At 45.6% G+C, this 26,603-nt stretch carries 22 protein-coding genes; 14 read left to right on the top strand and 8 right to left on the bottom strand.

Features of this window, described 5'->3' with window-relative positions:
* Nucleotides 1-84: 84 nt before the first annotated feature.
* Nucleotides 85-816: a LytTR family DNA-binding domain-containing protein gene (locus KO531_RS16280; protein WP_105250908.1), complete on the bottom strand. Its 732-nt coding sequence runs from the start codon at nt 814-816 to the stop codon at nt 85-87.
* Nucleotides 810-2,483, bottom strand: coding sequence for a sensor histidine kinase (locus tag KO531_RS16275; protein WP_287478759.1), 1,674 nt, complete (start codon nt 2,481-2,483; stop codon nt 810-812). The genes KO531_RS16280 and KO531_RS16275 overlap by 7 nt, the downstream gene beginning before the upstream one ends.
* Nucleotides 2,484-3,067: 584 nt before the next feature.
* Between KO531_RS16275 and KO531_RS16270 the strand changes: the two genes are divergently transcribed.
* From KO531_RS16270 to KO531_RS16225, 10 genes are all read left to right on the top strand, one after another.
* Nucleotides 3,068-3,991, top strand: coding sequence for a pirin family protein (locus KO531_RS16270; protein WP_198573897.1), 924 nt, complete (start codon nt 3,068-3,070; stop codon nt 3,989-3,991).
* A 283-nt stretch (nt 3,992-4,274) separates the two neighbouring features.
* Nucleotides 4,275-5,321, top strand: coding sequence for an ATP-binding protein (locus KO531_RS16265; protein ID WP_113941211.1), 1,047 nt, complete (start codon nt 4,275-4,277; stop codon nt 5,319-5,321).
* The gene (locus KO531_RS16260; protein WP_131524531.1) at nt 5,322-6,005 is read left to right on the top strand and encodes a response regulator transcription factor; all 684 of its coding nucleotides are present in this window, start codon (nt 5,322-5,324) and stop codon (nt 6,003-6,005) included.
* 32 nt (nt 6,006-6,037) lie between these two features.
* Entirely contained in the window at nt 6,038-6,739 is a 702-nt protein-coding gene (locus KO531_RS16255) for a TrkA family potassium uptake protein (protein WP_219251696.1), read from the top strand.
* A gap of 1 nt (nt 6,740) precedes the next feature.
* The gene (locus tag KO531_RS16250) at nt 6,741-8,105 is read left to right on the top strand and encodes a TrkH family potassium uptake protein (RefSeq protein WP_113941208.1); all 1,365 of its coding nucleotides are present in this window, start codon (nt 6,741-6,743) and stop codon (nt 8,103-8,105) included.
* A gap of 328 nt (nt 8,106-8,433) precedes the next feature.
* Nucleotides 8,434-9,372 (top strand): restriction endonuclease, encoded by a 939-nt coding sequence (locus KO531_RS16245; protein WP_251068989.1) that lies wholly within the window; start codon nt 8,434-8,436, stop codon nt 9,370-9,372.
* 18 nt (nt 9,373-9,390) lie between these two features.
* On the top strand, nt 9,391-11,148 hold the full coding sequence (locus KO531_RS16240) for a type I restriction-modification system subunit M (protein WP_219251694.1): 1,758 nt from the start codon (nt 9,391-9,393) through the stop codon (nt 11,146-11,148).
* Nucleotides 11,138-12,424 carry a restriction endonuclease subunit S gene (locus tag KO531_RS16235; RefSeq protein ID WP_219251693.1) on the top strand — a complete coding sequence of 429 codons (1,287 nt, stop codon included), beginning with the start codon at nt 11,138-11,140 and terminating at the stop codon, nt 12,422-12,424. The genes KO531_RS16240 and KO531_RS16235 overlap by 11 nt, the downstream gene beginning before the upstream one ends.
* The gene (locus tag KO531_RS16230; protein WP_219251692.1) at nt 12,417-13,625 is read left to right on the top strand and encodes an SIR2 family protein; all 1,209 of its coding nucleotides are present in this window, start codon (nt 12,417-12,419) and stop codon (nt 13,623-13,625) included. The genes KO531_RS16235 and KO531_RS16230 overlap by 8 nt, the downstream gene beginning before the upstream one ends.
* A gap of 9 nt (nt 13,626-13,634) precedes the next feature.
* The gene (locus KO531_RS16225; protein WP_219251691.1) at nt 13,635-16,799 is read left to right on the top strand and encodes a type I restriction endonuclease subunit R; all 3,165 of its coding nucleotides are present in this window, start codon (nt 13,635-13,637) and stop codon (nt 16,797-16,799) included.
* Between the two features lie 121 nt (nt 16,800-16,920).
* On the opposite strand, the gene KO531_RS16220 is transcribed toward KO531_RS16225, so the two are convergent.
* The 4 genes from KO531_RS16220 to KO531_RS16205 all read right to left on the bottom strand — a co-directional run bounded on the left by KO531_RS16220 (nt 16,921) and on the right by KO531_RS16205 (nt 20,536).
* Entirely contained in the window at nt 16,921-18,105 is a 1,185-nt protein-coding gene (locus KO531_RS16220) for an NAD(P)/FAD-dependent oxidoreductase (protein WP_219251690.1), read from the bottom strand.
* 194 nt (nt 18,106-18,299) lie between these two features.
* Entirely contained in the window at nt 18,300-19,316 is a 1,017-nt protein-coding gene (gene gpsA, locus KO531_RS16215; RefSeq protein ID WP_173497252.1) for an NAD(P)H-dependent glycerol-3-phosphate dehydrogenase, read from the bottom strand.
* 4 nt (nt 19,317-19,320) lie between these two features.
* A complete protein-coding gene (secB, locus tag KO531_RS16210) occupies nt 19,321-19,806 on the bottom strand; it encodes a protein-export chaperone SecB (RefSeq protein WP_006083777.1) in 486 nt (161 codons plus the stop codon).
* Between the two features lie 295 nt (nt 19,807-20,101).
* On the bottom strand, nt 20,102-20,536 hold the full coding sequence (locus tag KO531_RS16205; protein WP_105253030.1) for a rhodanese-like domain-containing protein: 435 nt from the start codon (nt 20,534-20,536) through the stop codon (nt 20,102-20,104).
* A gap of 267 nt (nt 20,537-20,803) precedes the next feature.
* Here KO531_RS16205 and gpmM point away from each other — a divergent pair, with 267 nt between their 5' ends.
* From gpmM to KO531_RS16185, 4 genes are read left to right on the top strand one after another with little or no spacing between them, the layout of a single operon-like run.
* Nucleotides 20,804-22,348 (top strand): 2,3-bisphosphoglycerate-independent phosphoglycerate mutase, encoded by a 1,545-nt coding sequence (gpmM, locus tag KO531_RS16200; protein ID WP_219251689.1) that lies wholly within the window; start codon nt 20,804-20,806, stop codon nt 22,346-22,348.
* 10 nt (nt 22,349-22,358) lie between these two features.
* On the top strand, nt 22,359-23,492 hold the full coding sequence (locus KO531_RS16195) for a peptidoglycan DD-metalloendopeptidase family protein (RefSeq protein ID WP_219251688.1): 1,134 nt from the start codon (nt 22,359-22,361) through the stop codon (nt 23,490-23,492).
* 32 nt (nt 23,493-23,524) lie between these two features.
* A complete protein-coding gene (locus tag KO531_RS16190; RefSeq protein ID WP_219251687.1) occupies nt 23,525-24,733 on the top strand; it encodes a S41 family peptidase in 1,209 nt (402 codons plus the stop codon).
* A 9-nt stretch (nt 24,734-24,742) separates the two neighbouring features.
* A complete protein-coding gene (locus KO531_RS16185; RefSeq protein ID WP_219251686.1) occupies nt 24,743-25,498 on the top strand; it encodes a divergent polysaccharide deacetylase family protein in 756 nt (251 codons plus the stop codon).
* Here the strand turns inward: KO531_RS16185 and KO531_RS16180 are convergent.
* Together KO531_RS16180 and KO531_RS16175 are read right to left on the bottom strand one after the other, a co-directional pair.
* Nucleotides 25,473-25,928, bottom strand: a complete 456-nt coding sequence (locus KO531_RS16180) for an Rrf2 family transcriptional regulator (RefSeq protein WP_219251685.1) — start codon at nt 25,926-25,928, stop codon at nt 25,473-25,475. The genes KO531_RS16185 and KO531_RS16180 overlap by 26 nt on opposite strands.
* Before the next feature lie 22 nt (nt 25,929-25,950).
* Nucleotides 25,951-26,205: a YkgJ family cysteine cluster protein gene (locus tag KO531_RS16175; protein WP_131525655.1), complete on the bottom strand. Its 255-nt coding sequence runs from the start codon at nt 26,203-26,205 to the stop codon at nt 25,951-25,953.
* Nucleotides 26,206-26,603: the final 398 nt, after the last annotated feature.

Here is a 26,603-nt window from a genome sequence, read left to right as displayed (position 1 = left end):
AGGAATTGAGTCCACTATAAGAGAGATGCGATTCGCGCCGATCAATTAAGGCATGAAATACAGATCTGCAGGAATGAATGACAATTACAGCCTCATCAGCTGTCGAAAAGCCTTAATATTACTACGGCTAACGGGCACCTCGAATGACAAATCATGCAACCTAATCAGGTAAGTACTATTGAACCAAGGCACAATTTCGCGGATCTTGTTGATATTGACGCAATAGGAACGGTGACAGCGGAAAAAGCCTTCAGCAGGCAAACGACTCACAAACTCACTGATGGTCATCTGCATCACATAACGGTCGGTGCGGGTGTACACATAGGTGAGTTTTTCATCGGCCTCGGCATAATAAATTTGCTCGCAGGGCGTAACGATAATCCGCTCACCTTTAACTAAATTCACGGTTCGACTGGTGTTGCTCGCGGCCTCATGTTGCGGCTTTGGTGCTTGTCGTCCCACCTGTTCAATCTTCTGCAATAAGCTGATGATCCGCGGTTCATTGTAGGGCTTGAGAATATAATCGAAAGCTTCGAGCTCAAACGCTTCTACTGCAAATTCTTTATAGGCAGTAACAAACACCACATGGGGAGGATGGGTCGATTTATGCAGATTCTTCGCCAACAAAAGGCCATCGATGGACGGTATTTGGATATCCAAAAACACCACATCGACCTCGTGATCCTGCAAATATTTAAAGGCCTCTAAGCCATCCTCGAAGCTAGCCACTATGTCTATCTCACTGTGGCTCTTCACTAAATACTCTAGCTCCTCACGGGCGAGATATTCATCTTCAACTATGATGGCTTTTAACATACTTGCGCCTCATTTTCCGGTAAGTAAAAACTGACTTCCGTCCCCGGCTCGAGCCGTTTAAGCTGCAAACCTTCGCCGTACAATAACTTCACTCTCTGGTGCACATTCATCAGCCCGATACTGCTGCTTTCTACACGGCCAGCAGCTACACCATCAATCACCTCTTGGCGGATCCCATAGCCAGTATCGCGCACGGCGACGCGAATGCCTGCATCGAGTTTTTTCACTTCTATCGTCACTCTGCCCGGTGCACTACGCGGTTGAATGCCGTGCAAAATCGCGTTTTCCACCAGCGGCTGTAACAAGAGGCAAGGTACACAAAAATGCACATCGTCGACATCGAAGATCACTTCAAGCTTGTCGCCAAAGCGCGCCTGCTCGATCGCTACATAATCACGGACTTGCTTCACTTCTTCTTGGATATCAATCAGCTCATCGCCTTTAGCCAAGTTATAGCGCAGATAATCGGCCAGATTAGCAATCAACTGTCGCGCCTGCTGTGGCCGAATACGGATCAAAGAAGAAATCGCATTGAGGGCATTAAATAAAAAATGTGGATTAATCTTGCTCTGCAACGCCGTAAACTCCGCCTTGCGGGTCATCTCTTGCAGTTGCTCGATACGCGACACTTCCATCTGGGTCGAAATCAGCTGCGACAAACCCACAGCCATCTCCCGCAACGAGCTAGTGATACGATAGGTATTGCGATAGTAAATCTTCAGCGTGCCACTCACAGTGCCGTTTTCGCGCAGCGGGATTATGATGACCGAATGAAAATCCGATAAATGATATTGGCGTAAGTCATTGTTAATAATATTTTGATCTTGCTCTATCGCCCTTTGAGTCATTTCGCTAATCGCTTGATGACCATCGACCTCGTAGTAATCTTTACCAACGCCCATATAGGCTAACACATCGCGAGTATCGGTAATCGCCACAGCATCGGCATGGATTTCATTGCGGATCACAGCGCATACTTGCTCTAAGGCATGGCGATCAATCTTGCGAAAAAAAGGTAAGGTTTTATTAGCAATATCCAGCGCGAGCTTGGCCTGTTTAGCGGCAATCAACTCTTTCTCATCGTCGAGGTCCTGCACTAACTTGATGATTAGCCCGATACACACAGTGCCCGCAATCATGGGATAGGCAATATGACTCACAATCTCAACGCCCACCTCGTGTGGCTCTGTCAATAACCAAATCAACAACATGGTCAGCGTTTCGCACAACATGCCCGCCGCAATGCCATAAATCCACAACTTAGATTTGGGACATTTGTAATAAATCCACGTCGCCATAAGGCCGGCAATAATGCTAGCGATTAAACACGGAATAGAGGTATCGCCATCCATATCAATCAAATATCTATGCAGCCCCGACAGCACGCCCGCAGGAATACCCACCCAAGGGCCAAATAGAATCCCGCCAGAAATAATCGCGATAATACGCACGTTGACCAACGCGCCTTCAACCTCAATGCCGGTATAAGTACTAAACACTGCAAATAAGCAAAATATCGCCGCCACAGAAACCAACTCTGCGGGGGTATGATTACGCTTTTGGAATAAACGCTGAAACGGTCGAGTGCGAGTTAAAAAGAACAAGGTCATCAGCATCAAGGCCGCCCGTTCAAATACCGCCAGTAACATCATTTGATTTTCGAGCACGCTTTCTCCTTGATCTATCACGCTGAATCACAGCCCAACGTTATATTTACCAATGATATATTTATGAGTGTTAAGCCTGTACGCTGAATGGATTAGGGTGAAGACAGGCTTTGCCGCCAACACAAGCTCCCATAAAAGATAGACTCGATTTTGCAGATCCAACGTAAGACATGGATGATAAAAATCACCGAGCCCCAAACTTGTCAAACACTCGTATTTAGGCTCGAGTAAAACATCAAACGCTAATGCCCACATAAATACAGGCTTGCTAAAGTAAAGGACAGATAAAAGTCCCATTCACGCGGGCTCAGTCACACATTCGTACTTGAATTAGGCTATCAAAGTGTATCGAAGGACAATTTGAAGAACCTAAAACACGTTAAGTTAACCACTAAAAAGTGAAATTGCCCTCTATCAGGTCACTGCCACAATTTGCAAAATCGACTGGAATACCCGAAGCTAAAACCTTCGGCTCGAATGCAAGATGAGATCACCCCCATGCGAGATTCTAGGTTCACACTTAGCAGCACTGAACCGAGCCAAACTGAACTGAGCATGCCCTAGTAATGGAATAAGGAGCGAACATGAGTGAACTACAAGCACAGTTTTATGGTGGCCCTAAGGAATGTCCTATTGAAAATGGCCGCATTCAAGCTCAACGGATTGCCCCCAAAATCAGTGATGTCGGCGGCATACCTGTCGCACGGGCTATTCCCCAAAAAGAGCGCCGCCTTATCGGCCCTTGGTGCTTTCTCGACCATATTGGCCCAATCACCGACGGCCCGCAGTTAAACGTCGGCCAACATCCACACATTGGATTGCAAACCTTTACTTGGATGCTCGAAGGCGAAATCATGCACAGGGACAGCCTCGGCAGTGCTCAAGTGATCCGCCCAAAACAAGTTAACCTGATGACAGCCGGACACGGCATAGCCCACACCGAAGAGTCGATAGCGGGCCATCACACTATGCACGCAGCCCAACTATGGATTGCCTTACCACTGGAACACAAAGATACCACTCCGAGATTCGATCACTACCCAGAGCTGCCGACTTGGCACGAGTCAGGCGTCGAATTCACCCTACTGATTGGCAGTTGGCATCATAAACAGGCGCCCACATTACACTTCTCACCTATCGTTGCCATCGATCTGTTTGCCGCCCATGACGCTGAACTCACTCTGAATCTCGACCCTAGTTTCGAATATGCCCTCATGCCACTGGAAGGCCGCTTCCAAATCGAGGATGACAGTTTTGATAATAACCACCTCGCCTACCTTGGCATGCTACGCGAAACCATCACCATAAAACTCGAGGCGGGTTGTCGCATACTGCTGATTGGCGGCGCGCCATTGGCTGATCCTGTCAGCATTTGGTGGAACTTTGTTGGCCATAGCAAAGATGAAATAGTCAAAGCACAGGCAGATTGGGAAGCCGAAGATCCCCGCTTCGCCGCCGTTACTGGCTATAGTGGCAAACGCTTAGTGCCCCCACCAATACCTTGGTGATGCTTAGCTCAATGACGGGCGGGTCAATGACTCAGGGTTAGTGGTTGGATAGGCACTTTGGCATCTTACGTAATGGCCTGCGCCTAGGTTAAGGCTTACAACATGAGTGTATGCGGTAAGCCTTATCATTTACCCAAAGTGTGATGTGAACAAGCTCGAGTTTTCTAAGCCGAGTGCAAGCTAAGCCACTCACAAGGTTACAAATTTTACGACATTTTTACGCGCTATCTTAAAGTGCCTTTGCTAAAGTACAGGCACTTTCTTTATATGCGTCTTTCTATTCATGACTTCATCCATAGCGGCTCCCATGACACAATACTGGCGTTCGCACCCGACTTTATTTACCTTCATAGTGCTAGTGACGGCCATTTTCAGTAGCGCCTTTATCGATCACTTTTCAAACTCGACTATCGCCGTACTGCTGATTTTACAATTGGCCGTAGTGGCCGTAGCCCTACAATGCAACGCCAACTTGGCCTATTTTGCGGCAGTATTTGAGGCGACCAGCTTTAATTTTCTATTTACCACACCACGTTATTCACTCCAGATGTTTAATCTTGAGGACATTCTCAATCTCAGTGTGTTTCTGCTTGTCGCCCTCACCACCAGCAAATTAGCCGAACACTATCGACGTCAGCAAGATGCTCTCGAACAAGCTCAGTTACGCAACAGTATTTTGCTGTCGGTTTCCCACGATTTACGCACCCCACTCGCCACTATCATAGGCACGCTCACCACCCTAAAGGAATACATGCCTAAGCTCAGCCCAGACCAAAAGGATGAGCTGATTGATAGCGCGGCGGCCGAAAGCCATCGCCTGCACCAATATATCGAAAACCTGCTGCAAGCCACTAAGTTACAACACGGCGCACTCAAGTTTAGCTTGAGTGAAGACGCCATAATGAATGTATTGCACCAAGCTATTGCCCGTTTTCCAGCCACGCAGCCGCGTATTATCATCAAGAGTGACGCCGATCTACCGTCACTGATGATATGCAGCTCATTGATTGAGCAAGCTATTTTTAATGTATTGGATAATGCGCTGCGCTATTCGCCTTCTGATAAGCAAGTCATAGTAAAGGCGTATCAGCAGGGCGATGCGTTACTGTTAGATATCCAAGATGAGGGTCTTGGCATAGAACCCGCTCAAGCGCAGGCAATTTTTGAACTCTTTTATCGCCAACACCCCTCAACCGATAGCGGCTCGGGCCTTGGGCTTGCTGTTGCTAAGGGGATAATTACCGCCCATGGTGGCCAGATCAGCGCAGAACCTGTCGCTCATGGCAGCCTTATTCGTATCGCATTGCCGATAAAAAAGGGAGAGGAATAAATGGCTTATAAGGTGCTAGTTGTCGATGACGAAGCGCAAATCCACACTTTTATGCGGATATCGTTAGAAGCGGAAGGATTCGAATATCATGGCGCCGCCTCGATTGCCTCTGCCCTCGCCCAATATCATGCGCAGCAGCCACATGTGTTAGTGCTCGATCTTGGCCTACCCGATGGTGATGGCATCAGCTTGCTGCAAACCCTACGTCAGAGTGACAAAGTGCCAGTGCTTATCTTAACCGCCCGCGATCAAGAGGAAGAAAAAATTCGTCTTTTGGAAGCAGGCGCCAATGACTATCTCAGCAAGCCATTTGGGATCAGGGAGTTAATCGCTCGCATCAAGGTTTTAGTCCGCGACTTAGTCGATGAACCGCCATTAAGTGATTTACTGCAGTTTGGCGCACTTAAGTTGCAAAAAAGTACCCACCAGCTTTGGCTCGATCAGCAAGAAATCGCCTTAACCAAAAAGGAGTTTGCTCTGATGGAGACCTTAATGTCTCACCCTGGTCAGCTCGTTAAACAAACTGAATTACTGCGGGATATTTGGGGTAAAACCCATCAAGAAGACAGTCATTATCTGCGGATCTTAGTCAGTCAGTTACGTAAAAAACTCAATGACAGCAGCGAGCAGCAGCTCATTAAGACAGAAGCGGGCCTAGGTTATCGCTTAACAAACAATAGATAAGCATCTGTTATAAATTAGAAAAGGATATTTTAATGGCACATTTTACCGTTATTGGCTTAGGGCGATTTGGTGTCGCCGCTAGCCTAGAATTGATCCACTTAGGCCACACGGTCACTGGCGTGGATAGTGACCCTAAAATGGTGGAAAAATATGTAGAAGACTTAACCGAAGCGGTTATTTGTGATTGTTCCGACGAAGCCGCACTACGTGAGCTAGACCTCGCAAACAGTGAAGCCGTACTGGTCGCAATTGGCGAAGATATGCAATCGAGTTTACTGTGCACTTTGGCTCTGAAAAATCTGGGAGTAGAAGTCATTTGGGTCAAGGCCAGCACTAAAGCCCATCACACTATCGTCTCTAAACTCGGCGTCGCCCGCATCATACATCCAGAGGAAGAAATGGGCATACGTGTTGCCCAGTCACTCAACTATCCTATGGTGAACAATTTCCTGCCGATTGGTGATGGTATCTATGTGGTCGAAATCCATATCAAGCCTCACCTTGATCAAACCACTGTCAGCCAACTCCTCGGCGCTGCACAGGATGATGTTAAAGATGATGTAAAAAGTAATGTAATACGCAATCCTAAAGGCAAAGTCGCCGCCATTATGGTTAAGCGGGATCTGACGGTTTTCAGCAAAATTGATAGTCAATTTATCCTGCAAACGAATGACGCCTTACTGCTCTGCGGTAGCCGTACTGAGCTCAAATACCTAGCGCCAAGGTTGGTGTAACTTGGTTCAATGGCATCCCTCCATCATGGCGATTGAGCATAAACCCAAATCGAGTAAAAAGTTGTTAGGCGCACCGCCCTTTATCCTAAGCGTGAGCTTTGCATTGTTGATCATCTTAGGCACTTGCTTACTCAAACTGCCGATAGCAACCGAATCGTCTGTTACTTGGCTACAAAGTCTGTTCACGGCCACCTCGGCGGTAACAGTGACAGGACTTGTCGTTGTCGATACTGGCACTGTCTTTACGCCCTTTGGGCAAATCGTCATAGCGCTGTTAATCCAATGCGGTGGACTTGGGCTGATGACCTTCGCCATTGTCACCTTGATCGCCATTGGCGGTAGAATTGGTTTTTTACACCAAACAGTCGCAAAAGAGGCTTTTAATCAAACAGACACATCGACTCTAGTGTCAACGGCAAAATCAGTGTTAGTGTTTTCTCTGCTGGTTGAAGCCGTAGGCATGGCCATTCTTTCAGTGTACTGGAGTCAGGAACTTGGTTGGCAAACCAGCTTATTCCACGGTTTTTTCTACACCATCAGCGCCTTTAACAACGCAGGTTTTGCCCTCAGTGCCGACAGCCTAATGCCCTATGTTGCCGATCCTGTCATAAATCTCACCATCACGGGCCTGCTCATCATAGGTGGCCTTGGATTCTCGGTGTGGATAGATCTTCGTAGGAACAAACGTTGGTCAAAACTCAGCGTTTACAGCCGCATGATGATCACAGGCACTATAATTATCAACGCCGTCGCCGTAATTGCGATTTACTTTATTGAGTACAACAACCCCAATACCTTGGCGCCCTTAAGCGAACTCGGGAAATGGTTAGCCTCATGGTTTCAAGCCGTGACACCGCGCACCGCAGGCTTTAATACGCTAGCCATAGACCAACTCGAAGATGGTACAACGCTACTCATGCTGGTATTGATGTTTATTGGCGGCGGCTCACTAAGTACCGCCAGCGGTATTAAAGTAGTCACCTTTATGGTGCTCATCTTGGCTACTTATGGCTACTTACGCCGCGATGAAGCCATTTATGTATTTAAGCGCGAGATCCCCAAAGACACTGTCAGCAAAGCCTTGGCGCTAACCATGATCTCCATTGGCGTCACTTGGCTAGCCATCTTCGCACTGGTATTAAGTGAAAACGCACCGTTAATTGATATCGTCTTTGAGGCCGTATCGGCACTGGGCACAGTCGGTTTGTCCCGAGGTTTAACAGGCAACTTAACTACTCTAGGCCAAGCCATCATCATTTTTATAATGTTCATGGGTCGCCTAGGCCCACTCGTACTCGCCTACTTCCTCGCCAGCCCAAGGACCAAGAAACTGCGCTACGCAGAAACCAAATTGGCGATTGGGTAAATTAATTAGTTGGACGGCAGGCACTGCAAGTCAGTGCCGCCCTTCGAGTCTGTTCACCGCTATAACACCCGTCCGTTTCTTTTAAAAGAATTATCCAGATAGGCGATTCACTGCGCTTAAAAGTAAAAACTGTAGGCTTAAAATCACCAGAAGAGCTCTGATATAAGCTCACTCCAGCAGCTTGCATACACAGTGATTGAATGACGACATACTCGGGTTTGGCAGTCACAATGCACATAATATTTTGTGACTGAAACACTGCATTTTTAGGTAAAACAAGGGCATAATCTGTATATTGATTGCGTCGATATCACTAAAACAGAAAAGGATGACTGTGATCCCCAACTACCAGCAGTTTATGCGCCCATTTCTTGAAGTCGTTTATAAAGCCCACGGACAAGAAGTAAAACTCAGAGAAGTCATCAATAAGCTTTCAGACCTGTTTGCTTTAACAGAAGAAGAACGCACACAAACTTTGCCTAGCGGTAGACAGAGTATTGTAGATAATCGTATTGGCTGGGCAAAAACGTATCTTACCAAAGCTGGTCTGCTTGAAGTCACTCGTCGAGCGCACTTTGTCATTACTGACAGAGGTATTAAAGCGCTGCAAGACCCAAAGGTAGTTATTGATAATAACTACTTAAAGCAATTTGATGAGTTTATCGCCTTTAAAGATTCAAAGGCTGACGCTACTACGACACCTCATATTGAATTACCTTCAGATACTGATAACTCAGACAATGAAATCACCCCTGATGAAGCCTTAAGAGCGGCTTATAAAACCATCAATGAGGCGCTTACATCAGAACTACTATCTCGCACTCGCAATGTCACCCCTGCCTTTTTTGAAGATCTTCTCATCCAATTATTACTGGCTATGGGTTATGGCGGTACGGGGGAAGGCGCAGCTCATGCACTAGGAAGAAGCGGTGATAATGGTATTGATGGCGTGATAGACCAAGATCCATTAGGTGTCGACCAAATCTATATTCAGGCCAAACGTTATGGTGAAGGCAACAATGTCAGCGCGAGTGATATCCGCGACTTTTTTGGGGCATTAAACCTTAAAAAAGCACACAAAGGCATCTTTATCACCACCTCTGATTTTACGCCATCAGCAGTACAAACGGCCAAAGACTTAGGTATGCGCATTGTACTGATTAACGGCAAAGAATTAGCCAAACTCATGTTACGATACAACATCGGCAGCCGAGACGAACAGATACTGCACCTGAAGAAAATCGACGAAGAATTTTTTGAGAATTAATACGAATTGGAATTTGAAATGAATAACGCAGAACAGCAGTTTTTAAAAGAATTAGATATAAAGCTGTGGTCGGCAGCCGATAGGTTACGTAATAACCTCGATGCAGCTAACTATAAGCATGTGGTACTTGGCATCATCTTTTTAAAGTATGTGTCAGACGCGTTTGAAGAACGCCAGTTAGAATTGAAGGCACTTTTCACTGAAGACAATAACGATGACAACATCTACTTTATGCCTCGTGAAGATTATGACTCTGACGAAGAATACTACGAAGCAGTAAACGCAGAGTTAGAATTGCACGAATACTACCAAGAGAAAAACGTGTTCTGGGTGCCAAAACAGTCACGCTGGGAATTTCTTAAAAGTATAGCGGCGTTGCCTATTGGTTCAGACATTGACATTGAAGCCGCCGGACTGAATGGAGAAAAAGAAAGCTTTAAACTTAGCTCAATTTCTAAGTTAATCGACAATGCCTTAGAAGCAATCGAAACCTATAAAATCGACGACAAACTGGCCAACCCCAAGTTAAAAGGGGTTCTGCCTCGCATCAGTCGTTATGAGGTGGATAATCATAACCTTACTGAGCTGATTAACCGCTTCTCCGATACCAGCTTCCGCACCCCTGAATACAATGGCGAAAAGTTAGATCTACACAGCAAAGATATTTTGGGGCATGTCTACGAGTATTTCTTGGGCCAATTTGCCCTAGCAGAAGGTAAACAAGGTGGCCAGTACTATACCCCTAAAAGCATCGTTACACTGATTGTTGAAATGCTCCAGCCCTATCAAGGCCGAGTGTATGACCCTGCCATGGGGGCCGGTGGCTTCTTTGTGAGTAACGATAAGTTCATCGAAGCTCATGCCGCTGATAAACATTACAACGCTAGCGAACAGCGCAAACATATTTCTGTTTATGGCCAAGAGAGCAACCCGACTACTTGGAAGTTGGCCGCCATGAATATGGCTATTCGTGGTATCGATTTTAACTTTGGTAAAAAGAATGCTGATACCTTCTTAGATGATCAACACCCCGACCTGCGTGCTGATTTTGTGATGGCCAATCCACCGTTTAATATCAAAGACTGGTGGCACGCCAAACTAGAGGGCGATATTCGCTGGAAATATGGCACACCGCCGCAAGGCAATGCTAACTACGGCTGGATACAGCACATGCTGTACCACCTTAACGATAACGGCTCAATGGGCTTATTACTCGCTAATGGTTCGATGAGCTCTAATACCAACAACGAAGGTGAGATCCGTAAAGCGCTTATCGAAGCTGATTTAGTCGAATGTATGGTGGCCTTGCCAGGACAGCTATTCACCAATACGCAAATTCCAGCCTGTATTTGGTTTTTAACCAAAAACAAAAAAGGCGGCACGTCACCAGGTCAAAAAGGTAAACGTGATCGCCGTGGTGAAACCTTGTTTATTGATGCGCGTAATCTTGGCTTTATGAAAGACCGCGTGCTGCGCGACTTTACCAATGATGATATTGCAAAAATTGCCGATGTTTTCCACGCTTGGCAATCTGGCACAGGCTATGACGATGAAAAAGGGTTTTGTTTCAGTGCCAAGCTTGAAGACATGCAAAAGCATGATTATGTATTAACGCCCGGCCGCTATGTCGGTGCAGCTGAGGCAGAAGAGGATAGCGAGCCTTTTCCTGAAAAAATGCTGCGATTAACCGCGCAATTAAAAGCCCAGTTTGAAGAATCTGAACGATTAGAAAAGGCGATTAAGGATAATCTAGCGGGGATTGGTTATGAGTTCTGATTGGAAAACATTGACGCTAAACGAAATTGTTAATTTTGGAAATGGCAAAGCTCGTCCAAAGACAGAAGGTAATATTCCAATCTACGGAGGAAATGGAATTCTAGGTTATTCTGGCGATTCAAATTATCAAGAAGAGACCATCATAATTGGTCGAGTTGGTGCTTATTGTGGTGCGACTTATTTCGAAAATAATCCGATTTGGGTTTCTGATAATGCATTGTCTGCAAAGGCGAAAGAAGGATTTATAGCAAAATATGCGTATTACGTACTAAAAAGTAAAAACTTAAATCAATATGCGCAGGGTTCTAGTCATCCACTTTTAACTCAAGGTCTGTTAAATAAGTTGGAGGCTTATGTTACAACCAACCTAGAAGCTCAAGAAAAAATAGTTTCAATAATCGGTGAGATTGAAGACAAAATAGGCTTAAACACCCAAACCAACCAAACCTTAGAACAAATCGCACAAGCGCTCTTCAAAAGCTGGTTTGTCGATTTTGATCCCGTTAAAGCCAAGATTGAAACCTTGGCAGCGGGTGGTAGCGCTGACGATGTAGAGCTCGCTGCCATGAGTGTTATTTCTGCCAAAACCCTTGATGAGCTGAACGGTTTAAAAACCAGTAATCCCGAGGCATTTAACAAACTTGCCCAAACCGCCGCACTGTTTCCTGCGGCAATGCAAGACTCTGAACTTGGGGAAATACCTGAGGGGTGGGAGGTAAAGCTGCTCTCAGAAATCTGCCAAGTAATTAACGGTAGGGCATATAAAAACACCGAATTCAAAACTGAAGGAACTCCGATAGTCAGGATCCAGAACCTCTCAAATGGAGGAAAGACCGTCTATTCAGATTTAGAGCTTCCACCCGAAAAGTACATTGATCGGGAAGAATTTATATATGCTTGGTCTGCCACATTTGGCCCTCATATCTGGCGAGGCCCAAAAAGCATTTACCATTACCACATATGGAAAATGAAAGTAGATGAATCAGTAATAAGCCGATATTTTTTGTATCTGAGCATGTTTAGAAAAACTGAGGCAATGAAAAATGCAGGCACCGGGTCGATATTCACCCATCTAACAAAAAAGATTATGGAATCTCAACATGTCTTAGTTGGTGATAAAGCTATTAACAAAAAATTCTCAGACATAATTGTGCCAATCTTCAATCAAATTAGCTCATTAAAAGAAGAATCTAGCTATTTTGCTGAGATTAGAGATGCACTCCTTCCGAAATTATTGACTGGTGATGATTTGACCTCGGAGAAGGCAAATGTCTAATAAATATCAAGGCTTAGCCTCGGCTGTGCATAAATTCAAAGATGCTGTTAAGAGGGAGTTAGACAATGAAAATTGCGAGTTTCATAACGCAATAAACGATGAAGAGCCAATAGCTTTCAAAGGAATGGGGCCAGAAGGCGAAAGAAACGAGTATTTAGTGGATCCAAGTGATGTTCTTTTTTGGCATGATCCAACTGCATATTTAGATGAATTGGATCGCTGGAAAGGCCAAAAGATTCTTGATGAGCACGTAAGCATTCGAGAGTATTTAGACAGAAGTGATCAATTAAACCCTTTTTCTCGTCTTGTTGAGGCGATAAAACGTGGTCGCGTAGCTCCATTCGTTGGTGCAGGTTTATCGTATCCTTACAAATTACCTTTATGGGGGCAAGCTCTAGATAGGCTGGTTACTAAGCTTGAAGGAGCATCGAAGTCTGACCAAAGAGCAATGCTTCCAGCGCTTCAGTATCTTGAGGATGTAAAGGGCTTGCTAAGTCACTGGAAGTATCTAGAAGCCGCACAACTGATTTATGAGAACCATAAAACTCGTTTTGAGAGTTTTGTACTCAATACATTTGATGGATCTAATGTGTTGGAATTTTTCGGTGTTCTAGATTTATTACCCCAATTGAGCGACGGGTGTATTATAACGACCAATTTCGACAATTTGATCGAGCGAGTGTATACAGGAAACAATCGATCAATCGAAGGCTATATGCACGGTACTCAGTCTCGAAATCAATTTGCATCGAAACTGATACAAGGCGAGCGCTGCATATTGAAATTACATGGGAATTATAGCGACCCTGAAACGTATATTTTTTCTAAATCACAGTATGACCAAGCGTACGGAGAAGAAAGCTTGGATTACACGAAACCATTGGCAAAGGTTCTTCGTCAAATATTTGTCAGTCATTCTCTTTTATTTCTTGGTTGTAGCCTAGAGACGGATAAAACATTAGAGCTTTTTATTGATGTTGTGAGTTCAGAAGCATTCGATATTCCGGCCCATTTTGCATTTTTACCTGAGCCTTCTTCTCACGAGAAAAAGTTAGAGAAAGAAGACTTGCTAGCAAAAGCAAAAATTCACCCTATTTGGTATCAAGTAAACATTGATGATGGCGGCGCTCGAAATCACTCTCAATTAGAAGATTTGATTAAATTCGCAGTCGCTTGCGCGGCCGGTAAAGCAAAGGTCTAGGAGTATAAAATGAATGAAGAACAACTAGAAAACCTCTGCTTAGATTGGTTTAAAGAAGGTGGCTGGGATGTAATACATGGCCCCGATATTGCCCCTGATAGCGATAACCCACTTCGTAATGACTACGCGCAAGTGGTATTGGATGGTCAACTTCGAGCAGCATTTGAAACGATCAATAAACACCTTCCTGCCGTACAGATTGAGCATTGCTACGAGCAGTTTAAAGCGATTGTTTTAAAACCTGAAAGTTTGGATTTAATCACCAACAACCGCGCATTTCATCGGTTGTTATTGGAAGGGGTGCCTGTTGAATACAAAAAAGACGATGGCGAACCAATTGCAGACCATGCTTTTATCATTGATTTCGATAACCTAAACAACAACACCTTTTCAGTTGTCAATCAATTCACGATTACTGGTACTAAACAGCCACGCAGACCTGATGTTATTTGTTTTATCAACGGGTTGCCAATTGCTGTTCTTGAGTTGAAAAGCCCAAGCGATGAAAACGCCGATATTTGGGATGCCTTTAATCAGCTGCAAACCTATAAAGATGAAATTTCTGACCTGTTTGTTTTCAATGAAGCGTTAGTCGTCAGTGATGGTTACACCGCTCGGGTAGGCTCTCTAACTGCTAACCAAGAGCGTTTTATGCCTTGGCGCACTATTAAAAATGAAAACGACAAACCGCTACTGGAGTGGCAACTAGAAACCATGGTTCGGGGCTTCTTTGATCGTGAGTTGCTGCTGGATTACATACGATTTTTCGTGTTGTTTGAAACAGACGGTGAGACGATCATTAAAAAGATTGCTGGTTACCACCAGTTTCATGCCGTGCGTGAAGCGGTAAAGGCGACAGTCATTGCGGCGCAGCAAATCGATGGCATAAGTGAGAAACGGGCAACCTATGCTGATGAGGTTGTACCTGGTAGTAAAAAAGCAGGTGTGGTTTGGCATACTCAAGGCAGTGGCAAAAGTATTTCAATGTGTTGCTATGCCGGTATGTTGCTTCAGCAAAAGGCCATGAATAACCCCACGCTGATTGTCGTTACTGACCGCAATGATCTTGATGGTCAGCTCTATGCCACGTTCTGCAACGCAGTGGAACTCTTGAAGCAAACACCTGTTCAAGCATCTGACAGAGATGCCTTAAGGCAGTTATTAGCAGAAAGAGAGTCCGGCGGTATTATTTTCACGACGGTACAAAAGTTTGCCCTGCTTGACGACGAGAAACATCATCCAATACTTAATGACCGTCACAATATAGTTGTTATTTCGGATGAAGCACACCGCAGCCAATATGGCCTCAAAGCAACATTGAGTGCCGATGGCCAATATAAGTTTGGTTACGCCAAGCATATGCGAGATGCTATTCCGTTTGCTTCTTTTATTGGCTTTACTGGTACACCCATTTCAATCGATGACAAAGACACCCGCGCCGTATTTGGTGGCTATGTGTCCATCTACGACATTCAAGATGCTGTAGATGACGGTGCCACGGTTCCAATTTATTACGAGTCTCGCCTTGCCAAGCTTGATTTAAACCACGCTGAAATCGCTGAGTTGTCCGATCAAGTTGATGAAGTGGTCGAGGATGAAGAGGACGTCAGTAACCGTGAGAAAACCAAAGGGGAATGGAGCCGTCTTGAAAAGCTTGTTGGTGCCACACCCAGATTAAACCAAGTTGCGGCTGACTTGATCGAGCACTTTGAGACACGCAATGCCACCATGGATGGTAAAGCCATGATAGTGGCCATGAGCCGTGATATCTGTGCGCACCTCTACAATGAAATTGTTGCACTGCGCCCAGAGTGGCATTCTGATGACCCTGAAAAAGGGGCCATTAAGATTGTTATGACAGGGTCTGCTTCGGACAAGCCACTTTTGCAACCCCATATCTATAACAAAAAAACGAAAAAACGCTTAGAAAAACGCTTTAAGGATATTAACGACCCACTGAAATTGGTCATCGTAAGGGATATGTGGTTAACGGGGTTTGATGCGCCTTGTTGTCACACCATGTACGTAGATAAGCCGATGAAAGGCCATAACTTGATGCAGGCAATTGCTCGGGTTAACCGCGTGTTTAAAAATAAGCCTGGCGGTCTAGTCGTTGATTACATCGGAATAGCCAATGAACTTAAGCAAGCATTAAAAACCTATACGGACTCAAAAGGGAAAGGGGAGCCGACGCTCAATGCTGAAGAAGCTTTTTCAATCCTTTTAGAAAAAATTGATGCTATCCGTGGCATGTTCGGTAAAACGCCAAAATCAGATGGTTTGGATATATCGGGCTTTGAAACACAAGCGCATAAACTATTAGTGCCTGCCGCCAACTATGTACTCGGTTTAGAGGATGGTAAAAAGCGTTTCTTAGACTTAGTGTTGGCAGCGACGAAATCTTACTCATTATGCAGTACTTTGGATGAGGCTAAAGAGTTAAGGAAAGAAATAGCATTTTACTCAGCCATTAAGGCCGCTATTAGCAAATTTACAAGCGTAGATAAAAAGCGCACTCAAGAAGATAAGAACTCTGCACTCAAACAGATTCTAGATAACGCAGTAATCGCTGAAGGCGTTGCTGACGTGTTCGCACTTTGTGGCTTGGATAAACCCAATATTGGCTTGCTATCGGACGAGTTTTTAGAAGACGTGCGACAGATGCCGGAGCGGAACTTGGCCATTGAGTTGCTTGAGAAATTACTTAAGGATGACATTAAAGCGAAAACACGCAATAACGTGGTGCAAGAGAAAAAATTCGCTGAACGCTTGCAAGAAACGCTTAGAAAGTACAATAACCGCGCGATTGAAACGGCTCAGGTCATTGAAGAACTTATTCAAATGGCGAAAGAGTTTCAGGAAGAAATGATGCGCGAGGCTGAACTGGGCTTAAATCCAGATGAAATCGCGTTTTATGATGCTCTAGCCAACAACGAAAGCGCAGTGCGTGAACTGGGTGATGAGATCCTTAAAAAGATTGCCATCGAAATCACTGACAAACTCAGAAAATCAACCACAGTCGACTGGCAAGTTCGTGACAGTGTTCGAGCTAAGTTGAAAATACTCGTTCGCCGCACTCTGCAGCGTTACAAGTATCCACCTGATAAAGCTGTTGAAGCGGTAGAGCTGATATTGAAGCAAGCTGAAATGTTGTCTAATTCGTGGAGTAAGTAAAGAAGCCGAAGACAATCTTTTAATTTAACTATCAAAGAGTTATTTTTATTTTGAGTTTTTTACCTCAAAAGATTGTCTTCGTTGAATTCAAATAGTCTTCGTTCGAATTTCATCTTTACAACTAAACCGCTTGCCCTGCAGCCACGCCAGATGCCCAGGCCCATTGAAAATTAAACCCGCCTAACCAACCACTTACGTCCATGACTTCACCGATAAAGTAGAGTCCTGCGACTTTGCTGGCTTCCATGGTTTTGGAAGACAGCTCATTACTATCAATACCACCTAAGGTCACTTCGGCGGTGCGGTAGCCTTCAGTACCGTTCATCAATACTGTCCAGCGGTGGAGATCATCCACAAGTGTTGCGCGCTCGGCGTGAATTAGCTGATTTAACGCTTTATTCAACAGGGCTTCATCGAATAGCACTTCGACCAAACGCTTAGGCAACCATTGGCTTAAGGTATTACGCAAACTCTGTTTAGGATGTACGGCAAATTGTTGTTCTAGCAATTGCGCCAAATCCATATTCGGCAATAGATCGATTTCTATGGTTTCGCCCGCTTTCCAATAGTTGGAAATCTGCAAAATGGCGGGGCCAGATAAGCCACGGTGAGTGAATAGCAGCGCTTCGCTAAATGCAGTGCCATCTTTGGCGGTAATGCGGCTCGGCACTGCGATTCCCGACAGAGGTTCGAAACGAATTTTATCTTCACTGTGCCAAGTAAAAGGCACCAGACCCGCGTGAGTTGGCAACACTTTAAGGCCAAACTGCTCGGCCAGTTGATAGCCGTAAGGCGTGGCGCCGAGTTTAGGCATGGATAAGCCACCCGTGGCGATAACGAGTGAGTCGCAGCTCAGTTCGCCGTTAGAGGTATTGAGCTCAAAGTGCCCAGCCTCGGTCTTTTTAACAGCCAGAATATCGGTACGCAGCTTGATCGTCACGCCCGCCCATTCACACTCGGTCAATAGCATAGTGACTATCTCTTTGGCCGAGTCATTGCAAAACAGTTGGCCGTGATCACGTTCGTGGTATTCAATGCCGTGACGCTCGACCATTTCAATAAACTGCTGCGACGGATAACGCGCGAGTGCCGATTTAACAAAGTGAGGATTACCACAGAGGAAGTTAGCGGGCTCGACTTTAAGGTTGGTGAAGTTACAACGCCCGCCGCCGCTGATGAGGATTTTACGCCCAGCTTGCTTGGCATTGTCGAGTACGAGTACATCACGGCCTCGGTAACCTGCGGTCGCTGCACACATTAATCCCGCGGCGCCGGCTCCGATAATAATGACATCATGATGTTTCACGCTCTTACTCCACACAGATAAATTGATTGGCATTGGCTGCCAACGGGCAATTTGCTGACTCGCGAACCTTTAGCAAGCAAATCATGCAACAGCTAAACGGAGCAAAGATAAGCTCAAACGCTAGGCACAAAAAAGGGCGCTATTTTAGCACCCTTTCCTTTATTCGGCATTACAGCATCATCACGGCTCGCGGTTTATTGCGTAGGCGTTTCTGATTTCTTTTCTCTGCTGAGCAGCTCTTTAGCAGCATCGACCGGCGCTTTGCCTTGATACAAGACTTGGTAAATCTGCTCAGTGATCGGCATTTCAACCCCGAGGCGTTTCGCAAGTGTAAACACTTCTTTGGTATTACGATAACCTTCAACCACTTGGCCGATTTCAGCCTGTGCAGTCATCACATCACAGCCTTTACCTAAGGCTAAACCGAAACGACGGTTACGGGATTGGTTGTCGGTACAGGTCAACACTAAGTCGCCTAACCCCGCCATGCCCATAAAGGTGGCCGCATTGGCACCTAAGGCTTCGCCTAAACGCGTCAATTCGACTAAACCACGGGTAATCAAGGCCGTTCTGGCATTCGCACCAAAGCCGATACCGTCGGACATGCCCGCGCCAATCGCGATCACGTTCTTTACCGCGCCGCCCAGTTGCAGTCCGGTAAAGTCGTCATTGGCGTAAACCCGCAAACGTTTAGGGCTGTGTAACAGCTCGACGAGATCGTTGGTGAATTTAGGACAAGTGCCCGCGACCGAAATGGCCGTAGGTAAACCCATGGCGAGTTCTTTCGCGAAGGTCGGCCCAGATAACACCGCCAGCGGATATTGCTCACCTAACACATCACGGGCCACATCTTGCAGCAAACGTCCGGTTTCAGGTTCGAGCCCTTTCGTTGCCCATACGATGCGCGCATCGCTACGGAGTAACGGTTTAGCTTGCTCAAGCACAGTACCAAACACATGGCTTGGCACCACCACTAACACATTGTTGCTGGCGGCTAAGGCTTTGGCTAAATCGGCTTCGATCTGTAAACAATCAGGAAACGCAATACCAGGCAAAAAAGCTTGGTTGCACTTGTCTTGAGCGAGCGTTTGCATGTGGACAGGATCGTGTCCCCATAACAAGGTCTTATGACCGTTGCTGGCTAAAGAAATGGCAAGGGCGGAGCCATAAGAGCCCGCCCCTAATACCGTGATATCGGCAGAGTTTTTCATGTAATTAAGCGTTAGCTTCTTCGGCAGCTGGTGCAGTCGCAGCAGCTTGACGTTGTTGCACGTATTGGGCAAACAGCGCGTCGAAGTTAACAGGTGCTAAGTTCAGTTGTGGGAAAGTACCACGACCGACTAAGCTGCCCACGGTTTCGCGAGCATATGGGAATAGGATGTTAGGGCAGTATGCACCTAATGAATGGGCCAATTGTGGCTCAGTCAAACCAGTGATAGAGAAGATACCGGCTTGTTGTACTTCACATAAGAAAGCGGTATCGCCACCGTTTTGTGCAGTCACAGTTAAAGACAGGACAACTTCATACACATCATCAGCTAATTTAGCGCTGCGCGTGTCTAAATCTAACTTAACTTCTGGGTTCCATTCTTTTTGGAATACCGCTGGGCTGTTAGGCGTTTCGAAAGACACATCTTTAGTGTAAACACGTTGGATGTTGAATTGTGGGGCTTGTTGTTCGTTGTTTGCTACTTCAGCCATAATTTCCTACCTATCCTATCAATGTTGTATCGGCTTTTCGTTGAAAGCCAATTATTATTTGAAAGCCAATTACCATTTGAACGTAAATTGGCTCGGGGCTTATGTTACTCAAGGCCTATATCAGATCTCGGTATCATCCCAACTTGTACCCATATTCGGGTATCGATCGAACCAGTCTAAAAACTTACATTAAGCCCTTAGCGACCGTAGGATCAGTATGCCAAACAATGATGACTTTATTACTGCACTATCCTGTGGATTGAGTGCAGCTGAAATCATAACTGCCGCCGACAACTTATCTTTTGCTTTTTGAAACAGGCATATTTGCTGCCTGCCATTCACCCATACCACCTTTCAAGTTGTACAGGTTTTCAAAACCTTGCTTACTCAAAAGCTGAGCGGCTTGAGACGAGGTCATGCCAGCATTGCATACCAATATAATGGGACTGGCTTTATACTTTTCAAGGGCTGATATCTGATTATTTTTAATATCGGCGAGCGTAACGTTAAGTGCATCAACAATATGGCCCTTGCGGAACTCGTCATTCGAGCGCACATCAACCACTTTAGCATCCTGTCTATTCACCATAATCGTTAATTCTTGATGAGAAATACTTTTAATTTTTGACATGCTCGATTTGATGATACTCGCGACAAGCACAACAAATAATCCCACCCAAGCCAGACTGAGCATTGAGTGAGCTTTAAAAAATTCGATATATTCTTGCATGATGATTGCCCGCATAAATGGCGAAAATTCGATAAGGGCACAGAGTATACCGATTGCCTTGGCAGAATGCAGCAGTTTAGTCACAGTTCGAGATCGCACTTTTAGTGCAATTGACTCTGTACTTGTCACAAGCCACTCACATAATCGGGCGAATTAGTGATTCGATGACCTTAATCGGGGTAAAGCGCTTTTTCATCCCCCGCTAACGTAGTAATATTTGACCAATTTCAGATTTCTATCGCTTCTATAAAACTTAAAGGTATCACTATGACGACAGCTAAACGTCCGCTCGCGTTGTTGATCCTCGATGGCTGGGGCTACCGTGAAAACACGCATAATAATGCGATTTTCCACGCCAAGACTCCGGTACTCGACCGTCTCAACGCTAAATATCCCCATAGTTTGATTTCAGGTTCTGGCTTAGATGTTGGCTTACCTGATGGCCAGATGGGAAATTCTGAAGTTGGCCATATTAACTTAGGCTCTGGCCGTGTGGTTTATCAAGAACTCACTCGTATCAGTAAAGCCATTGCAGATCATGAGTTTGAAAAAAATCCTGCGCTATGTGATGCGGTAGACTCAGCCATCAAAGCTGGCGGAGCTGTGCACATTATGGGCTTACTTTCCCCCGGCGGCGTCCACAGCCATGAAGAGCATATCGAAGCTATGTGCCGTATGGCCGTTGCGCGCGGTGCAACTCAGGTTTATCTGCACGCTTTCCTCGACGGCCGCGATACGCCACCGCGTAGCGCTATGGGTAGCTTGAGCCATTTTGATGATCTGTTTACTACATTAGGCCATGGCCGTATCGCATCGATTATTGGTCGTTACTTTGCTATGGACAGGGATAATCGTTGGGATCGCGTGTCGCAAGCCTACGATTTAATCACCCAAGGCAAGTCAAAATTCCAATACGACAATGCCGTTACAGCATTAGAAGCGGCTTACGAGCGTAACGAGAACGACGAATTCGTCTCTTCATCGGCGATCACAGATGCCAACGGTCAAGTTGCGACCTTAAAAGACGGCGATGCCCTGATTTTTATGAACTTCCGTGCTGACCGCGCCCGTCAAATCACCCGTAGCTTTATTCACCCAGACTTCGATGGTTTCGAACGCGCTGTAATGCCAAAAATGCACTTCGTCACTTTGACTGAGTATGCTGGCGACATCACAGCCCCTATCGCTTATCCATCTGAAAACTTAGTGAATACCTTAGGTGAAGTGCTGCAGAAACAAGGTCGTACTCAGCTGCGTATCTCTGAAACTGAGAAATACGCCCATGTGACTTTCTTCTTTAACGGCGGTAAAGAAGAGCCATTCGAGGGAGAAGATCGCATCCTAATCAACTCGCCTAAAGTGGCAACTTACGATCTACAGCCTGAGATGAGTTCAGCTGAGCTGACTGACAAGTTAGTCGCAGCAATTGAATCAACTAAATACGACGTGATCATCTGTAACTACCCCAATGGTGACATGGTTGGCCACACGGGTAATTTCGATGCAGCCGTTAAAGCTTGTGAAGCTGTCGACGCTTGTATCGGCCGTGTGGTTGATGCGCTGGCGAAAGTGGGCGGAGAATGTATTATTACCGCCGACCACGGCAATGCCGAGCAAATGACCGACGAAACCACAGGTCAGGCTCACACGGCCCACACCAGTGAACTCGTGCCTTTCGTCTTTGTTGGACGCAATGCGACCATAGATGAAGGTGGTAAACTCAGCGATGTTGCACCTACCATCTTGACCTTGATCGGCGAAGCCATTCCAGCTGAGATGACGGGCAAACCCTTAATCCACATAAAAGAGTAACCGTTACCTAGTGAGCACTCGACTCCTTGTTAAAGCCAGCATTATTGCTGGCTTTATGATGTTATCTTTCTCGGCACACGCTTCTGATTTGGAGAAGCGTAAGTCCGAGTTAAAATCAATCCAAACGCAAATAAATCAACAACAAAGCGCATTAAAAACCACCAGTAAACAAAGAGAAAAACTGCTGTCATTGCTGCGTAGCGATGAAGAAGCGATTGCGTCAGCTGCCAAAAAAGTCAACAGCACCAAAAATAGCTTAGTGCAAATTGACACTAAACTTGCCGAGCTAAAACAACGTCAAGATGAGTTAGAAACGCTTAAAATGACTCAACAACAAACACTGTCGAAACAGCTGTCGAGCGCCTATCTTGCCGGTAATCACGATTACACTAAGATGATGCTTAATCAACAAAGTCCCGCCACTATCGAGCGTATGTTGGCTTATTACCAATACCTCAATAAAGCGCGGATGAAGTCGATCAACGAATTAAAGCAAACCTTGACCGAGCTAGATGAGATCAAGGTGTCGCAAACGAGTAAGCAAAAGCAATTAACGAAACTCGTGGCCGAACAACAAGTACAAGCTAAACGTTTGAGCCAAGAGCAAGATCAGCGTCAACTGACCATCAAAGAGCTGCAACGCACCTTAAATTCTAAGGGTGCAGAGCTTGAGCAGTTGCAAATTGAAGAGGCCAGCTTAAAGCGCGTCGTTGAACAAGCGCTGCGGGCCATGAAAGATAACCCCTCGATGGAAGGCTTTGGTAAACAAAGTGGCAAACTTAAATGGCCGACAAAAGGTCGTGTGAGTGCTAGCTTTGGTAGCCAACGTTCCGGTCAAGTAGTGTGGAAAGGCACTATGTTGTCTGCACCAGAAGGGCAAAATATTCGAGCCGTTTCAGGTGGTAAAGTCATTTATGCCGACTGGTTACGCGGTTTTGGTCTTGTCATGGTCATCGATCACGGTAAAGGTTATATGAGTCTTTACGGTCACGCTCAAACCCTACTAAAAAGCCCTGGTGAGATGGTGAAAAGCGGTGAAGCGATTGCTTTAGTCGGACGTTCAGGTGGACAGAGCGAGCCTGGCCTATACTTTGAAATAAGGCACAAAGGGCAAGCCGTCGATCCAGCGAAATACTGTCGCTAATCATAACGGTCCCCTTATCACAGGGGACCGTTATGAAATACATGATCCGCTATATCAGTTGCGTTGGATTAGGTCTCACTTTAGGCCTATCCATCAGCCTCTCCAGCCAAGAGAATGCTAAATCCTACCGCGACAACTTTGACTATCCATTACTACAAGATGTACTTGAAACGGTTGAAACTTACTATATCAAAACCGTTCCCAAAGAAGAGCTAGTGCAGGCCGCCATCAAAGGCATTTTTGAACATCTCGACCCCTATTCCAGCTTCTTGAATCATCAAGAATTACTCGATCTTAAAGATTCGAATCGCGGCGAGTATTTTGGTTTCGGTTTCGAAGTCGCGGCCCAAAAAGACCACATCAGCATCATAGCCCCCTTTGCCCATTCTCCCGCAGAGCAAGCGGGAATACGTGCGGGCGATATTATTATTAAACTTAACGACACCCTAGCGACTGAAACGAATCTAGCCGATATCCTTACTCAAATAAAAAGACATAGTCTCAATAATCAGAGTATTAACTTAGAGCTAAAACACAGTAATGACGATGCCACCTTTAAAGTGTCACTCAAGCCAAGCAATATCACTATAGAGTCTGTAAGTACTCAACTGCTTGATGGCAATATTGGCTATGTCAGATTAAGCAACTTCCAAGAAAACTCTACCGAAGATATGGTGCGCTCGCTCAGCCAATGGCAAAACAAACCGCTCACAGGACTTATCTTAGACCTACGTAATAATCCCGGCGGCCTACTCGACCAAGCGGTTAAAATTGCGGATCTATTTCTCGCCAAAGGACGCATAGTCTCGACCTCTGGCCGCTTCTTCGACGCCAACTCTGACTACTATGCCTCACCGCAAACCATGCTAACTAACGTGCCTATGCTAGTGTTAATCAACAAAGGCTCGGCCTCTGCATCCGAAGTTCTCGCCGCCGCATTACAAGAAAATGGTCGTGCTAAACTCTTAGGTGAGACCAGTTTTGGCAAAGGTACAGTACAAAGCCTGATCCCCATTTTAGAAGATGGTAACGCGATTAAACTCACAATTGCCCAGTACAATACTCCTAGAGGTGAAAACATTCACAACATAGGGATCATCCCCGACATAAAAATTGCCGCCGAAACTGGTTCCGGCGTTGGTAATTTAGCTATAATCGACGCCCTATCAGCCCATGCATCACTGGCCCAAGATCATCAAGTGACCTCTGCCATTGCATGGATACAGCACCATGATGAATAAGAAGAAATTGTGCGCTTACTTTATTCCTTAGCCCTATTGGCCCTAAGCATTTCTCAAAGCTATGCAGCCCAGCTTGCACTCATTATTGATGACATAGGTTATCGTCATACAGATAAAGCCGTGCTGGCACTGCCCAGTACAGTAACACTCTCTGTATTACCTCATACCCCACTTGGCAAAGAACTCGCTAACGCAGGACACCAAAAAGGCCACGAAATTATGCTACATCTTCCCATGCAGGCGCTTAATGGTAAGACGTTAGGGTTGGGGGGGTTAACCAATACGATGACTGAGGCACAAATTCGCACCAGTATTATTGATGCGATTAACAGCGTTCCCTTTGCCAAAGGTGCCAATAACCACATGGGGAGTCTATTAACTCAACTAGACGATCCCATGCTCTGGGTCATGGAAACACTCAAACAAGAGCAGCTGTATTTTGTCGATAGTATGACAACACGATTCACTAAGGCTGGGGATAACGCAGATAAGCTAGGCATTCCTTTACTAAAACGCCAACTGTTTCTAGACAATGATACCAGTGCCAATGCACTCGAGAGACAATTTAACTTAATGATAAGTCAGGCACATACCCAAGGTAGCTTGGTGGTGATTGCCCATCCCTATCCAGAAACTATGCGCTTCTTAGAGGCTAACCTACACAGACTTAAAACCGAGGGGATTGATCTGGTGCCAGCATCGAGTTTGCTCCCCATCGGTATTGCACTTAAAAGTGGTACTAATCCAGTTGCAGTAATGAAATAGAAAAGTCTGGCAGCAAGGCGACTAACTCATCACGGTTACTCACAATATCCAGCAAAGTATATTGATCCAGCACATTCAAATAAGCTTCAACAGCCTGGGCTAATACGCCTTTAAGCTTACAGGCTGGTGTAAATCGGCAATAAGGTTTGCTGCAATCAATCGGTGCGAGTGAGTTTTCTAATACTCGAACTAACTGGCCTAGGTTAATCTCACTCGCAGGCTTACCCAAACGGAAACCGCCCATCTTACCGCGGATGGTTTCAAGGTAACCCATCTTGCCTAAATGATGCACTATCTTAGAGACATGATTTGGTGACAGATCAAACACCTGCGTAATTTCAGCAATCCTAAATAAAGTTGTTCTATCTGGCTGAACCGCTAAATACATCAGGGTACGAACGCCAAAATCGGTATAACGAGTTAACTGCATATTTCACCTGTCAGCGATAAACTTAATGAGAGGTCTGAGATTCGAGTTGGGTAATCAACCAAATCGCCTCTTCGTTCGAATGACCACAAACATCTTCAGATGCATCGAAATCACTACAAACCGCAGGACGATCAGGCGAGCCGAAAATCAAACATAAATTGGCATCGCTCAATTGCACACAACGCTCACCCGCCGCCTTACCCTTTGGCATACCCGGAATACTGCTGCTTATTGAAGGCGCAATACAGCAAGCACCACACCCAAGACGACAATTCATTTTCGTTACTCATGAAAGACATAAGGCATTATACCGTTTAATTTGTCTGAGATCAGTGTCACAGGTCAATACTGCCAAGTCGCGCACAGGAGGTTTTCAGAACGTGAAAGAAACAATATCGATAAAGTGGAATAAAGATCGGCAAAAAAGTAGGTTTTGATTTTTAACATTGAAGCGAAAGCGTCATATTCTGATAAGGATTTCGTCTACATGATGGCCGAGTATGAGGATAACCATGTACTTCGAGCCCGAAGCATGTGCGTCACGGACACGGATTATCCACGACGCCATAACGAAAAAAGCCTCATCTTTCGATGAGGCTTATCTCTTAATGTTGGCGGAGCGGACGGGACTCGAACCCGCGACCCCCGGCGTGACAGGCCGGTATTCTAACCAAC

This window comes from Shewanella sp. NKUCC06_TVS (genome assembly GCF_019345515.1).
Taxonomy (GTDB): domain Bacteria; phylum Pseudomonadota; class Gammaproteobacteria; order Enterobacterales; family Shewanellaceae; genus Shewanella; species Shewanella oncorhynchi.
This window is presented reverse-complemented; position numbering and strand designations above follow the sequence as displayed.